This window comes from Chryseobacterium sp. BIGb0232 (assembly GCF_024810195.1).
Lineage (GTDB): Bacteria > Bacteroidota > Bacteroidia > Flavobacteriales > Weeksellaceae > Chryseobacterium > Chryseobacterium pennae.
The window spans coordinates 71,478-85,755 of the sequence record NZ_JANUEH010000013.1 but is presented as its reverse complement, the minus strand read 5'-3'; the positions used below and the strand labels follow the sequence as shown (position 1 = coordinate 85,755).

11 protein-coding genes are annotated in these 14,278 nt (G+C 37.5%); 7 read left to right on the top strand and 4 right to left on the bottom strand.

What is annotated here, in order from left to right; all coding sequences use genetic code 11:
- The first annotated feature begins 16 nt into the window (after positions 1-16).
- From thiM to tenA, 4 genes are read left to right on the top strand one after another with little or no spacing between them, the layout of a single operon-like run.
- Entirely contained in the window at positions 17-814 is a 798-nt protein-coding gene (gene thiM, locus M2372_RS22110; RefSeq protein ID WP_185018962.1) for a hydroxyethylthiazole kinase, read from the top strand.
- Positions 811-1,446, top strand: coding sequence for a thiamine phosphate synthase (gene thiE, locus M2372_RS22105; protein WP_123321346.1), 636 nt, complete (start codon positions 811-813; stop codon positions 1,444-1,446). The genes thiM and thiE overlap by 4 nt, the downstream gene beginning before the upstream one ends.
- Positions 1,443-2,276 carry a bifunctional hydroxymethylpyrimidine kinase/phosphomethylpyrimidine kinase gene (thiD, locus tag M2372_RS22100; RefSeq protein ID WP_123321347.1) on the top strand — a complete coding sequence of 278 codons (834 nt, stop codon included), beginning with the start codon at positions 1,443-1,445 and terminating at the stop codon, positions 2,274-2,276. Before thiE ends, thiD begins: the two co-directional genes overlap by 4 nt.
- Positions 2,263-2,913 (top strand): thiaminase II, encoded by a 651-nt coding sequence (gene tenA, locus M2372_RS22095; protein ID WP_123321348.1) that lies wholly within the window; start codon positions 2,263-2,265, stop codon positions 2,911-2,913. The genes thiD and tenA overlap by 14 nt, the downstream gene beginning before the upstream one ends.
- 101 nt (positions 2,914-3,014) lie before the next feature.
- Here tenA and M2372_RS22090 read toward each other — a convergent pair whose 3' ends face one another.
- Together M2372_RS22090 and M2372_RS22085 are read right to left on the bottom strand one after the other, a co-directional pair.
- A complete protein-coding gene (locus M2372_RS22090) occupies positions 3,015-5,789 on the bottom strand; it encodes a TonB-dependent siderophore receptor (protein WP_123321349.1) in 2,775 nt (924 codons plus the stop codon).
- 246 nt (positions 5,790-6,035) lie between these two features.
- Positions 6,036-8,369 carry an ATP-dependent helicase gene (locus M2372_RS22085; protein ID WP_123321350.1) on the bottom strand — a complete coding sequence of 778 codons (2,334 nt, stop codon included), beginning with the start codon at positions 8,367-8,369 and terminating at the stop codon, positions 6,036-6,038.
- A 219-nt stretch (positions 8,370-8,588) separates the two neighbouring features.
- Here M2372_RS22085 and M2372_RS22080 point away from each other — a divergent pair, with 219 nt between their 5' ends.
- The 3 genes from M2372_RS22080 to secG all read left to right on the top strand — a co-directional run bounded on the left by M2372_RS22080 (position 8,589) and on the right by secG (position 12,569).
- Entirely contained in the window at positions 8,589-9,902 is a 1,314-nt protein-coding gene (locus tag M2372_RS22080) for a pitrilysin family protein (protein WP_123321351.1), read from the top strand.
- Positions 9,903-9,909: 7 nt separating this feature from the next.
- Complete coding sequence (locus M2372_RS22075) at positions 9,910-11,940, top strand: pitrilysin family protein (protein ID WP_123321352.1); 2,031 nt, start codon at positions 9,910-9,912, stop codon at positions 11,938-11,940.
- A gap of 275 nt (positions 11,941-12,215) precedes the next feature.
- Positions 12,216-12,569, top strand: coding sequence for a preprotein translocase subunit SecG (secG, locus tag M2372_RS22070; protein WP_115972805.1), 354 nt, complete (start codon positions 12,216-12,218; stop codon positions 12,567-12,569).
- Between the two features lie 238 nt (positions 12,570-12,807).
- Here the strand turns inward: secG and M2372_RS22065 are convergent, their stop codons facing one another.
- Together M2372_RS22065 and recR are read right to left on the bottom strand one after the other, a co-directional pair.
- Positions 12,808-13,647 (bottom strand): glycosyltransferase family 2 protein, encoded by an 840-nt coding sequence (locus M2372_RS22065; RefSeq protein WP_123321401.1) that lies wholly within the window; start codon positions 13,645-13,647, stop codon positions 12,808-12,810.
- Positions 13,643-14,254 carry a recombination mediator RecR gene (gene recR, locus M2372_RS22060; protein ID WP_115972806.1) on the bottom strand — a complete coding sequence of 204 codons (612 nt, stop codon included), beginning with the start codon at positions 14,252-14,254 and terminating at the stop codon, positions 13,643-13,645. Before recR ends, M2372_RS22065 begins: the two co-directional genes overlap by 5 nt.
- Positions 14,255-14,278: the final 24 nt, after the last annotated feature.

Sequence of the window (14,278 nt, the reverse complement as noted above, 5' to 3'; positions counted from 1 at the left end):
ATTTTTAATCATAACAATGGAAAAAAATCTTTGGGAACAAGTTCAACTTGTACGACAAAAGTCTCCTCTTGTTCATAATATTACCAACTATGTAGTGATGAACAATACGGCCAATGCTCTTTTGGCTGCAGGAGCTTCTCCGATTATGGCACACGCCCACTCTGAAATCAAAGAAATGGTCAATATATCCCATTCGGTGGTTATTAATATTGGTACCCTCGATGAATACTGGGCTGAATCTATGCTTATGGCTGCTGAAACTGCTGATATACTCCATAAACCATGGATATTGGATCCGGTAGGTGCAGGAGCGACCTCTTTTCGCGATCAGATATTGCATCAGCTATTACAATTCCATCCTACAGTGATCAGAGGCAATGCTTCTGAGATTATTGCACTCGCTAAAACGAATACAACAGTAACCAAAGGAGTAGACAGCACCGCAGCAAGTAATGATGCTGTTGAAGCCGCACAAATCCTGGTTAATCAATATAACACTATTGTATGCATTTCGGGTGAAACGGATATTATCCTGAGCCGAGATCAATCTATACAGATCAAAAACGGACATGCTCTCATGACCAAAGTAACGGGTCTGGGATGTTCTGCAACAGCTTTAATCGGCGCATTCATAGGTATTGCAGAAGATAAAGTATCAGGTACCGCCGCTGCAATGTCATTATTGGGAATAGCAGGCGAACTGACTGTTCGTGAAAGCAAAGGTCCGGGCAGTCTTCAAGTCAACTTGATAGATAAGCTATACAACATTACCGAAGAGGAATTTACCAACCATTTAGAAATTGAAATATCATGAGTATCAATATTTTTCCTTACTCATTATACCTTGTGATTTCTGAAACAGATTGTATGGGGAAAAATTTTCTGAAAGTCGCAGAACAGTCAATCTTAGGGGGTGTGGATATGATACAGCTTCGTGAAAAAAATGACAGCACCGAAGTCTTCCTTCAAAAAGCTCTGCAGCTTATTGAAATTACAGATAAATATGGTGTTCCTCTTATCATCAACGATAATATCACCGTTACTGAAAAAGTAAATTCAGCTGGAATACATGTTGGCAACAGTGATGCAACTCCTCAGGATCTAAGACAACGACCTTTGATCAACAATAAAATAATTGGATATTCTATAGAACATCTGGCTCAGCTTGACAATGAACAAACTGCTGCAGCCGACTATCTGGGAATAAGTCCTGTTTTTAAAACAAAAACCAAAACAGATACTGTTATAGAATGGGGACTGGAAGGCATTACTCAAATCAGGCAGATTACGAAAAAACCTTTGGTCGCAATAGGAAATATTCATCTTGAAAACGCTAGAGCTGTCATCAGCGCCGGAGCAGATTGTCTTGCCGTAGTTTCTGCAATATGCAGTGCTGCTGATCCCCAAAAAGCAGCGTATGAATTAAAAAATGAAATTGTAAAATGAAAAAATACAAATACCCTTCAGTATTAACTATTGCAGGTTTCGATGGAAGCGGCGGTGCCGGTATCCAGGCTGATATTAAAACAGCTTCTGCTCTAGGCTGCTTTTCAACATCAGTATTAACGGCCTTGCCTGTACAAAACACACAAGGAGTACGAAAAATATACCCTATTCCTGTAGAAGCAGTTGCTGATCAAATAAAAGCAATTCTGGACGACATTGTTCCTAATGCTATAAAAATTGGAATGGTTCATACGCCTCAACTCGTAGAGACCATTGTTTCCACATTGGCAGCATACCCTAAAATACCTATTGTCTTTGACCCTGTAATGGTTGCCACCAGCGGGCATCGTTTAATTGAAGAAGAAACCATCACCTCACTCACAACATTACTTTTCCCCATTGCTGATGTGATCACTCCCAATATGGATGAGGCTTCCATTTTAGCAGATATGAAAGTAGAAACATTGGAAGATTTATACACGGCCGGAAAAAAGATCAAAAAACTGGGATGTAAAACAATTCTCCTTAAAGGTGGTCATCAGGAAACCTCAACCATTACTTCCCTCTTCTATGATGAACACGAGAATTTTCATTCTTTTGAAACAATAAAATTTAACACCAATAATACCCACGGTTCAGGCTGTACACTGTCATCTGCTATTGCCGCCTATATTGCTCAGGGCAAGTCCCTTTACGAGGCTGTTTCTCTAGGACAGCAATATATCTACCAAGCCATAGAAAACGGAATAGATGCACAAACAGGTCATGGAAACGGACCGTTGAATCACTTTTTTAATCCTCAAAAACTTATCAAAAATGAAATGGTCTGAACAAACTTGGAACGCAATAGAAAAACATTATCAATCTATCCTTGATATGCCTTTTATCAAAGAATTATCGGATGGTAGTTTACCACAGGATAAATTCCGTTTTTATATGGCTCAGGATTCTTTATATCTGGAACATTTTGGAAGAACGCTTTCCCTTATAGCAGCAAAGATTCCTGATCTTCAGGATGTACTCACTTTTATGCGTTTCGCTGAAAATGCCATTGTAGTAGAAAATGCCCTGCATGAATCTTACTTCAAAGATTTTGGTTTGAGTGATAAAGGAGTTTTAGAACCTGCTTGTCACCATTATATTCACTTTCTGAGAAGTACTGCCGCTCTGGAGTCTGTGGAAATTGCAGTTGCCGCAGTTCTCCCCTGCTTCTGGATCTATCGTGAAGTTGGAAATTATATTTATGAGATTCAGAATACGGTGAACAACCCGTATGAAAAATGGATTGCTACGTATGCCGGAGAAGAATTTTCAGCAGCAGTGGATGAAGCTATTGCCATCTGCGATAAAATTGCTGAAAACAGTACCGAAGAAACCAGAAAAAGAATGACAGAAGCTTTTATCATGGCATCCAGAATGGAATTCCATTTCTGGGAGGCTGCTTATGAACTGAGAAGATGGGAGTAAAGAAGGGATAAAATACCTCAACTATCTATTATCTTATCACCCATAACAACAAAAAACGGAACCAAAAGTTGATTCCGTTTTTTTATATGTATAAAATTTAATTAAAAATTGAAATTAAGTCTTGTGAATACATACCGTCCATTCTGCCCAAACTGTGAAGTGGAACGTGAGTAAATAAACTGATCGTTGTTACTTGAAGCCGGCAGGTTTTTGGTAGGATAAATATCAAACAGGTTATTAACCCCTACAGTCAATCCAATATTTTTAGTAAACTGATAGGCCGCAGAAATATCAGTAATGATTTTATCTCCTATCGTCTGGTGTTCATTAAATCCAATAATTCCATCTCCGTTAGCATCAAGAACATCTGCTCCTGTCACTTTTCCAAAATACGTATTTCTAAGATAGAAACTTGCACCCTTCCATGTAAGCGTATGAGAAAGACTTGCTTTCACTCTAGGAACAGCCTCTTCAAGATAAATTCTAGATTTTTCAGAGAAATAAACTTTTTCAAGAGCTGGAGATTTCAACAGCCCTGCTGAATGAATCTCTCCTACCTGTTTAGTCTGATTTAAATTGATCCCAAAACTATTATCCAGTTTTATACCTGAGAATCGTGCATTATGTGAAATAACGATATCCAGCCCTTTTGTTTCCGTATCAATAGCATTGGTAAAAAACTGAGCTGCATTAACGTTTAATTTATCAAACTCTTTTTGGGCATCGTTAGGAACATCTTTTCTTAAGAACTGATCGGTAAGAATGATTCTGTTATCAATTTTAGTAAAATATCCGTCTGCTGTGAAGGTCAAATTCACAGATGGAATTTTATATGTAAATCCTAAACTGGCAGATTTTGAAGTTTCCTGCTTCAATTTTGGGATATTCAGCTGTGCTGCCAATTGAGAATCATTGCTGTATGTTCCCACTTCAAGAAGCTGACCTCCTGTAAACAATGTAGAAGTAACATTATAATAAATCTGGTGAATAGATGGTGCTCTGAATCCTGTAGATCCTGCAAACCTCACATTAAAATTAGGAGCAACCTTGATTCTTGATGCTAATTTATAGTTAAATGTAGATCCAAAATCTGAATAGTTTTCATACCTCGCCGCTGCATCCACCAATAACCAGTTTGTAAAGTTCAATTCTACATCGGCATAGGCTGCCAGTGATTGTCTGTTTTTGTTTACTGCATTTTCAGGTCTGAATCCACTGAATACCTGTGAACCTCCCGGAAGAGAAGCTCCAAAGAAATCTGTAGGTCGTTGGGTAGCATTGTTCCAAGGATTTCCCAACACATCATAAGTGGTATAAGACGCTTCTTCACCAGCCGTCATTTTAAAGTTTTCAAAGCGGTGCTCCCCTCCAAATGCCACATTCAATCCTTCCAGGACATCATACTTTTTAGAGAAATCTAAATTGATCGTGTTTTGGGTAAATCTTAATCCCCCAGCATCAAATTCATTAGGAGAAGCAAATCTTAAAGAAGTATTCCCCGTATTTCTGATATTGTAGGTAAAAGAGTTCTGTCCGAAAGTATTACTGAAATCAATATTCCAACCTTCCCATTTTCCTTTAATACCTGCTGCTAGTGAGATATCCTGAATGTCAGTTCCGATCTGTGGCAGATAACCATTAGGGTATAAACCTGTAAAAGTTCTGCTTTCTCTCGGTCTTCTGTAAAATCCTCCGGAAACACCATGTCTTAAACTATATCCACCAAAAGTATACACTTTCCAGTTATCACTTACAGGAACCTCAGCATTAATAAAAAGCTGGTGATTATTTAGTTTAGACTGACCTACCTGCATATTGAAGTCTTTTCTGGTAAGACCTCTGTACGCCAGTTCCTGATCAGTAACATCAAAATTTAATAAAGACTGAAGCCCTTTCTGAATAACATTTCCTGCTCCATCTTTTATATCCTGAATAGTCGTTGCTCCTTGTATACCGGACAATTGACCAGGAGTAAAATAATTGACCCCTTGAGCATACTGATGAACATAATCGATGATCTGCTGCGAATTGGGAGTATTATTGATATTACTAAACAGAGAAGAAAGGTTCACCCCATCTTTCAATGCACGTTGTTCAATAGCGTTGTAAGCATTATAGATTGCTCCTGATTCAGTCCCTGCTCTATAGGTAGGATTTCTGAACTGTGAAGACCAGGTAATATTGAAAAAACCGCCTTTCGTTCCTATTTTATTTCCATAATTCAGGTCTAGCTGTATATTCTGTCCGTCAAAATTTCCGGTATGGTCATTGGCTGCAGGCGTTAAATTTCCACCATAGCTGATCTGGCCGGTTAATTTTCCGGTATCTCTTTTTAATTCAAGATTCATTACCCCTGCAATGGCATCAGAACCATATTGTGCAGCAGCTCCATCTCTTAAGACTTCAATTCTGTTCAGGGCAAAGGAAGGAATGGCATTTAAATCGGTTCCTACCGTTCCTCTTCCCGGTGTTCCGTTCACATTGACCAACGCAGAAGTGTGTCTTCTTTTTCCGTTAACCAAAACTAATACCTGATCAGGTCCTAATCCTCTCAGCTGGGCAGGATCCAAATGATCCGTTCCGTCAGAATTGGTTTGAACCGTAGAAGTAAAAGAGGGGGCAATGGCATTCAAAATTTGTCCGATACTAGACTGTGGAAGCACCACCGAAGCTTCCTTCAGGTTAAATACATCTACAGGAACCGGACTGTCTGCTTTTGATCGTGCACCAGCTCTGGATCCCAGGATCACCACTTCTTCTACTTTATTGGTTTGAGTACTGTCTTTTTTTGTATTACTGTCTTTCTCCTGTCCGTAGGTAAAAACTCCCAGAAAAAAGAGAACAGAAGCGGAAAGAATAGTTTTTTTATTTCTCATATCATTTCGTCAATTTGATTAGATATTTATGTTTTTTGCAGGTGCAAATGTAAAGCATATTTATTAGTCTACAAAGTCAATAGACTTTGTTTTTGTAAAAAATGATCATCGTTTCTTTCTATCCCTTATTTAAAATTACTGTTTTTTTAAATACATGGCGGAAATTCTCCATAAAAAAACGGATTCATGTTTTTTGAATCCGTTTTTAAATTTTATAAAATATATCTCTGTCTGAGAAACTCTACTTTAAGAGATCTTTGTAAGCTTAGCATATTTCAGGATCAGGTTTTTCTCTCCTTCATGTATGAATACTACTTTTGCTTTGATATTCTGAGGATCTGTTCCATCAAGGAAAGCAACTTCCCCGATACCAAAACGGTCGTGTCTTACTTTATCACCCACTTCAATATCCTGAGAAGAGGCACCGCTTGGATTAATGATCTTGGCAGTACTTACCGGTTTCAGTTTTCTTACTTCCGGAGCAGGTTTGGAATCGTCTCCCTTATTAATCGACTTTTTCTCTACCTTTTTAAAAGCTTTCACTTCAGAAGGATGTTCATCAAAAATATTGGATTTTACTCCTGAATTATTGATAAACCTCTTTTCCAGCGCAGGATTAAGGAATTCTATATATTCATCATCAATTTCGCTCAGGAATCTTGAGGGTTCCGCATCAGTGATTTTCCCCCATTGGAAACGGGAAACAGCATATGAGAAGAACACCTGCTTCTCTGCTCTGGTTAACGCCACATAAAACAGACGTCTTTCTTCTTCAAGATCTTCTCTGGTAGCCGAACTCATGAAACTCGGGAAAAGGTTTTCTTCAAGACCTACCAAATGAACAACCGGAAATTCAAGACCTTTGGATAGGTGAATCGTCATTAATGAAACCATATCATCTTCCAGTTCTTTATCCTGTGTATCTGCAGAAAGTGCAATATTTTCAAGGAAGTTGGAAAGACTTGGGTCACCGTCTTCCAGCTGCATCTGTTCTTCAATAAACCCTTGCATGGAGTTCATTAATTCCTGAACGTTTTCTACTCTGGAAATACCTTCAGGCGTCTGGTCATCTTTCAAGAATTTGATCAAACCGCTTCGCTTAGCCACTTCCATCGCTACACTATAAGCCGTTTCTGTTTTTAATAATACCTGAAATGCTTTAATCATCGACCAGAAATCATTCAGTTTGTTTAAAACACCGTTATTTAATCCTAGTTGAGGAGCATACATTGGTAAATTATCCAGAACTTTTGATACAGCAATATTTTGAGCATCTGCAAAAACGACCAGTTTATTCTGTGTAGTGTCTCCAATTCCTCTGGTCGGATAGTTTATGATTCTCATCAATGCTTCTGAATCATTTTCATTGATTAAAAGACGCAGATAACCGATTAAATCTTTAACTTCTTTTCTCTGATAGAAAGAAAGCCCGCCATATACCTTGTACGGAATATTTTTACGTCTCAGGGCATCTTCAAATGCTCTTGTCTGAGAATTGGTTCTGTATAAAATAGCAAAATCGCTATACTTCCTCTGATCACGGTTACGTAGTTCCCAGATATTTCCGGCTACAAAATTAGCTTCATCAGCATCAGAAAGGGAACGGTATATTTTAATTTTATCTCCTTCTTCGTTATCACTGAAAACATTTTTCTTAAACTGCTGTAAGTTTTTAGCAATAACAACATTCGCTGCATTCACAATGTTTTGTGTAGAGCGGTAATTCTGTTCCAGAGATACTGTGATGGCATCCGGATAATCTTTTTTAAAATTCAGGATATTATAGATATTCGCTCCACGGAAAGAGTAAATAGACTGGGCATCATCTCCTACCACACAGATATTTTCAAACTTTGAAGCCAGCGCTTTTACGATAAGATACTGGGAATGGTTGGTATCCTGGTACTCATCTACCATGATATATCTGAATCTGTCCTGATATTTAGCTAATACTTCCGGAAAACGGGTTAAAAGTTCATTAGTTTTCAACAAAAGGTCATCAAAATCCATAGAACCGTTTCTGAAACATGCCTCTACATATTTTTGATAAATCTGACCGATAAATTTCATATTTGCTTTTTCATCAGCTTCCATCAATTCCGGATTGTTGAAATAAGCTTTAACGGTAATCAGATTGTTTTTATAGGTTGAAATTCTTGCCTGAACTTTTTTGGGTTTATAAAGGTCAGCATCGATATTCATATCCTTCAGTACTTTTCTAATCACATTCAATGCATCCTGCTGATCATAAATGGTAAAATTGGAAGGATATCCAAGATTATGCCCTTCAATTCTTAGAATCCTGGCAAAAACAGAGTGAAAAGTTCCCATCCAAAGACTTCTTGCATTGCTGTCTCCTACAACCTTTGCGATACGTTCTTTCATTTCACGGGCTGCTTTATTGGTAAAGGTAAGCGCGAGAATATTGAAAGGGTCTATTCCGTTATGGATAAGGTGGGCAATACGCATCGTAAGCACACGTGTTTTACCCGAACCTGCTCCGGCAAGTACCATCAGGGGGCCCTGTAGAGAAGTAACGGCTTCATATTGTGATTCATTGAGTCCTTTCAAATAGTCCATACTGCAAAAAAATTTTGGAACCACAAAATTAATGTATTCAGAGGAGAATTCAAATTATGAAATGTCAATAGTCTGTTTTGCTTTGAAAATGAATAGTAAATGATACCTGAATATAGAAATTGACACGTGGGGCAAATTGACGATTCACCATTCACAACCAATCAAAAGTGTAACATTTAATTCACTTTTCCTACTCATTGATAAACAATTTCTAACTTTATGAAAAAGCGACTTCTTTCGGCTGCTGCCGTAGCTTTCTTCGGGTTCATGCTGAATGCACAGCAAATTAAATTCGAAGAGTATGACCTTCCCAATGGCCTTCATGTAATTCTTCATCAGGATAATTCGGCTCCGGTAGTCACTACAGGTGTGATGTATCATGTAGGAGCAAAAGATGAAGTAAAGGGAAGAACCGGTTTTGCCCACTTCTTTGAACATCTTTTATTTGAAGGAACTCCAAATATTAAGAGAGGAGACTGGTTTAAGATCGTCTCTTCAAACGGAGGACAGAACAATGCAAATACAACTAACGACAGAACCTATTACTACGAAACTTTCCCTTCCAATAACGAACAACTCGGACTTTGGATGGAAGCTGAAAGAATGCGCCATGCCGTTATCAATCAGGTGGGAGTAGATACCCAGAGAGAAGTGGTAAAGGAAGAAAAGAGATTAAGAATGGATAATCAGCCTTATGGAAATCTTTTCTCTACAATTCAAAAGAACCTGTTTACCAATCACCCATACAACTGGCCAACGATTGGCTCTATGGAAGATCTTAACGCTGCTAAGCTTGAAGAATTCCAAGCTTTTTATAAGAAATTCTATATCCCGAACAATGCTACTTTAGTCGTTGCAGGAGATATTAAGCCTGAGCAGACTAAAAAATGGATTGAAGAATATTATGGGGGCATTGCAAAAGGAACATTGTATCCAAAAGATTTCCCTAAAGATGCTCCGATCACTCAGGAAAAAGAAGTTACTGCAACAGACCCGAACATCCAGCTTCCTGCTTATGTTTTTGCTTACAGAACACCTGCCAATAAAGAAAAAGACGCTTATGTTTTAGACATGCTTTCTTCTTATTTAAGCAATGGTAAATCTTCTGTTTTATATAAAAAATTAGTAGATCAGGATAAAAAAGCGCTTCAGGTAGCTGCTTTCAACCAGGGGCTTGAAGATTACAGTATTTTTGCCTTCTTTGCTATCCCAATGGGGCAAACGTCTAAACAGACATTGCAGACTGATATTGATGCAGAGATTAAAAAACTTCAGACTACTTTAATTTCTGATGAAGATTATCAAAAAATTCAAAATCAGTTTGAAAACCAGTTTGTCAATCAGAACTCAAGCATTCAGGGAATTGCTGCTTCTTTAGCAACAAACCATGTGTTAATGGGGAATACCAATCTCATTAATAAAGAGATTGATATCTACAGATCCATCACCAAACAAGATATTCAGAATGCAGCTAAAAAGTATCTGAATCCCAACCAAAGAATCATTATCAATTACGTTCCTGAGAAAAAATAATTTACCCATGAAAAAGCAATTCACTTATATAGCAGCGGCATTTTTATTTGCAGGAATGCTTTCTGCCCAAAAAATTGATCTTAATGCAATGCCAAAGCCAGGACCTACTCCTGCGATCAACATTGCCAAACCAAAAACGTTTCAGCTTAGCAACGGATTAACTGTAATGGTCGTTGAAAACAACAAACTGCCAAGAGTAAATACTACACTTTCGATGGACAGACCTCCTTATAACGAGGGAAATATTACGGGAGTAAGCATGATTATGGCGGAACAGCTTGATAACGGAACAACTAACCTTAGCAAGGATGAATACAATAAAAAAGTTGACTTCTTAGGAGCTAATATCAACTTCTCTTCCAATGGAGCTTCTTCTAATTCTCTTTCAAAGTACTTCCCTGAAGTATTGGGATTGATGGCTGATGCTATTGTAAATCCAAAATTCTCTGCAGAAGAGCTTAAAAATGCAAAAGAAAGAATTACTGAAGGATTAAAAGCAGATGAAAAAAATGCTTCCTCTATTGCTGAAAAAGTATCTAATGCTTTGATGTATGGAAAAAATACTTCAAGAGGAGAGTTTGCAACTATTGAATCTATCAACAAGGTTCAACTAGCAGATATTCAAAATATTTACAATAAATACTACGCTCCGGATAATGCTTACTTAGTCATTGTTGGAGATGTAAAATTTGACCAGATCAAACCTTTGGTTGAAAAAGCATTCGGAAACTGGAAAAAGTCAAATACTAAGTTTGCAGCTTTAGAACCAGCCTCGAATGTTACCAAGACAGAGATCAATGTGGTTGATGTTCCGTCTGCTGTGCAATCTGTACTGTCTGTAAACAACCTGAACAATCTTAAAATGAAAGATCCTAACTACTTTCCTGCTACTATGGCCAACTATATTCTTGGCGGTGGCGGTGAAGCAAGACTTTTCATGAACCTTAGAGAAAAGAACGGGTTTACCTATGGAGCTTATTCCAGTATGAATGCAAGCAAGTATTCACCTGATTTTTCAGCAGAAACAAGTGTCAGAAATGAGGTTACGGATAAGGCTGTTAAGGAAATGATGAACGAACTAAACGCCATTTCTACCGTTAAACCTGAAGAATTAGAAAATGCAAAAGCAAAACTGAAAGGTTCATTCATTATGTCTTTGGAAAAACCTGAAACTATTGCCAAGTTTGCTCTGAATCAAAAAGTTCAGGATCTTCCTGCTGACTTCTATACCAATTATTTGAAATCAATTGATAAGGTTACTTCTGCTGATGTATCTAATGCTGTAAAAGCAACAATTCTTCCAAACCAGAGTAGAATCTTCATCGCAGGTAAAGCCTCTGATATTTCTGAAGGACTTGAAAAATTAGGATATCCTGTAAAATATTTCGATAAAGAAGCTAATCCGGTAACCAAACCTACAGCACAGAAAATTGATGCCAACGTAACTATTGGTTCTGTAGCAGATAAATACATCAGTGCAATCGGAGGTCTAGCTGCTGTTCAAAAAATTTCTTCCGTTACTCTGGATGCCACAACCAAAGTTCAGGGAATGGATATGAATATGAAACTGATCCAGGGGAAAGGAGGAAAGATGATGATGGAAATGAAAATGATGGGCAACACCCTTCAGAAGATCGCTTTTGACGGCAAAGACGGATATGCTGAAGTACAGGGTAAAAAAATGCCTCTGAATGACAAACAAAAAGCTTCTATGGCAGAACCGGAAATTTTCCCGGAACTTACTTTTACAAAATCAACGGAATTAAAGTTAGCAGGAATTGAAAAATATAACAATGAAGATTCTTATGTGATAAAAGGTCCAAAACAGACTTATTACTACAGCGTAAAAACCGGTTTAAAAACGGGTGAGATAAAAGTTGGAGAAGGAGGTTCTATGCCTACAAACTTTGCTGATTATAAAGAAGTTTCAGGAGTAAAGCTTCCATTCACTATTATCCAGAATATGGGTGGAATGGAAATCAACCTGGCTGTACAGTCTTATCAGCTTAACCAGGCTAAAGATTCTGACTTTAAATAATATACAAAGAATTTATAGAAAAAGGCTGTCTCAATATTGGGACAGCTTTTTTTGTAGTTGCTTTCACTGGACATTAAAGCTGTGAGAAAAATTAACAACTCATACATTTGAATATGGCGATTCTTACCTTCTCATTTGTTTCTTCCTCTATTCTAAGCATAAAATCATTGTTTGATTTTTAATTTTTTTGTTGTTGTGCCATATTTACCGATATCTTTTTTTGTCATTCAGTAAAAAAAGATTAAATTTGCCCATTCAAAAAGATATCAGAATTAATGGATACTATATTTACACTATTGATGGTTCTTATTATGATTGCTAGTATTTTATTAGTGATTGTTGTTATGGCTCAAAACCCAAAAGGAGGAGGTCTTTCCAGTACTTTCGGAGGGGCATCATCTGCTCAGTTTGGAGTACAGAGAACCAATGATTTCATGGAAAAAGCAACATGGACTCTAGGCGGAACTATCATCGTTCTTATCCTTTTAAGCGTTGTTATTACTGGTAAACCGTCACAAGTGGCCCCAGCTCAGCAACCTGCTAAGAAAGAAGCTCCGGCAAAACAATCTGCTCCGGCTTCTTCTACAACCACTACTCCGGCATCAGCACCAGTTGCACCGGCTAAATAAGAAGATTATTTTCTACATAGAACAAAAGCAACTCAGATTGAGTTGCTTTTTTATTTTTATACTTTTTCAAAATTTAATTTTTGGGGATGGTTATTCTTAGATTCTTCATTTACTTCGTTACATTCAGATAACCCAAACTGTATAAATCGTATATACTTATCTTATTTTCATAGAAGTTATAAAGTAAATTATAGATATTTTTTCACCAAAGACCTACAGCTTCCAACTCCTCTCCTACCTACTTCAGCTTAATCTTCTCAATCTTATGACGCAGCTTTAGACCAGCTTTCAGAAAAGAGTACTGCATCGGCTTCGATTCTTTATAATATTTGTCAATAAAGATCTGCATGGCCCCATAGAACCGGTTCAGATAAACATCATCCTTTACTGTACTTTCTCCCTTGTGATGAAGAAGGGACGCTTTTCCATAATAATAATTCCTATAGCCTTTGTTCAATAAAGTGTAGCAGAGATCAATATCTTCACCATACATAAAATAAGCTTCATCCAATCCGCCTACCTTTTCGTAAACCTCTCTTTTTACCAATAAAAAGGCTCCTGTAATAACTTCCACTTCAGCCACAGCCGTTTCTGCTATATCATTCCTGTAATAGGATTTGGAATTATTCTTCTTAAAACTGGTAAATAATTTTTCAAAGGAATTGAACATATCCGGTACTGATCGTTTGCTCTCCGGCAGGAAATTTCCTTCGGCATCATGCATCCGGATTCCAAGACATCCGAAAGCCTGCTGCGCATCTGAAAAATCTAAAAGATCCTTCATATAAAAACCTTCCAGCTCAGTATCAGGATTTAAAAGCAGTAGATATTCTCCTTTTGCCGCCTGTATTGCCTCATTGTTTGCCTTTGAAAAACCACCGTTAATTTCTGAAGAGATAAAGTGCACTTCAGGAAATTCAGGAATAAGATCCTGCCAGGACCTGTCTGTGGAAGCATTGTCTATTACCATTATCTCATACTCTACCTCTTTTACATATTTCTGAATAGATAAAAGGCAGTTTCTGAGTAATTGGGTAACATTGTAATTAACAATAATAATAGACAGCTTCATATTAATCCTTTTCGTTATAAGGTAATCGGTTGATAATAGATCTTCCAAGTGAAATTTCATCTGCATATTCCAGTTCATCTCCTACTGAAATCCCTCTGGCAATACTTGAAAAGTTCACATTGAAATTTTTAAACTTTTTATAAATATAATAGGCAGTAGTATCCCCTTCCATGGTAGCACTCAGCGCAAAGATAAATTCCTTTACATTCCCCTCATTCAGCTTTCTTTCAATACTTGGAATATTCAGCTGGCTTGGGCCTACTCCTTCCATCGGGGAGATTTTCCCACCCAAAATAAGGTATTTCCCTCCATATTTACCTGTATTTTCAATAGCAATAACATCCCGTACATCTTCAACAATACAAATTAGCTCACCGCTTCTTTTTTCATTACTGCAGATCTCACAGATGTCAAAATCAGAAAAATTATGACATTCTTTACAGTATTTTATTTCATTGACAAGATTAATCAGGGAATTCCCAAGGCTCACCGCTCTGGAGCTGGGCTGCTTTAATAAATGTAATGCTAATCTTAAAGCCGTTTTTCTTCCGATTCCAGGCAAACCTGAAATTTCATCAACTGCCTTTGCCAATACTTTACTTGGGTAATCCATAGCTACAAAAATAAGGATTATTTG

What these genes read in the sequence shown, in the direction of transcription:
- recR (WP_115972806.1), bottom strand. Translation starts at nt 14,254, where the DNA reads ATGGATTACCCAAGTAAAGTATTGGCAAAGGCAGTTGATGAAATTTCA.
- M2372_RS22080 (WP_123321351.1), top strand. Translation starts at nt 8,589, where the DNA reads ATGAAAAAGCGACTTCTTTCGGCTGCTGCCGTAGCTTTCTTCGGGTTC.
- M2372_RS22075 (WP_123321352.1), top strand. Translation starts at nt 9,910, where the DNA reads ATGAAAAAGCAATTCACTTATATAGCAGCGGCATTTTTATTTGCAGGA.
- M2372_RS22085 (WP_123321350.1), bottom strand. Translation starts at nt 8,369, where the DNA reads ATGGACTATTTGAAAGGACTCAATGAATCACAATATGAAGCCGTTACT.
- thiE (WP_123321346.1), top strand. Translation starts at nt 811, where the DNA reads ATGAGTATCAATATTTTTCCTTACTCATTATACCTTGTGATTTCTGAA.
- M2372_RS22090 (WP_123321349.1), bottom strand. Translation starts at nt 5,789, where the DNA reads ATGAGAAATAAAAAAACTATTCTTTCCGCTTCTGTTCTCTTTTTTCTG.
- secG (WP_115972805.1), top strand. Translation starts at nt 12,216, where the DNA reads ATGGATACTATATTTACACTATTGATGGTTCTTATTATGATTGCTAGT.
- tenA (WP_123321348.1), top strand. Translation starts at nt 2,263, where the DNA reads ATGAAATGGTCTGAACAAACTTGGAACGCAATAGAAAAACATTATCAA.
- thiD (WP_123321347.1), top strand. Translation starts at nt 1,443, where the DNA reads ATGAAAAAATACAAATACCCTTCAGTATTAACTATTGCAGGTTTCGAT.
- thiM (WP_185018962.1), top strand. Translation starts at nt 17, where the DNA reads ATGGAAAAAAATCTTTGGGAACAAGTTCAACTTGTACGACAAAAGTCT.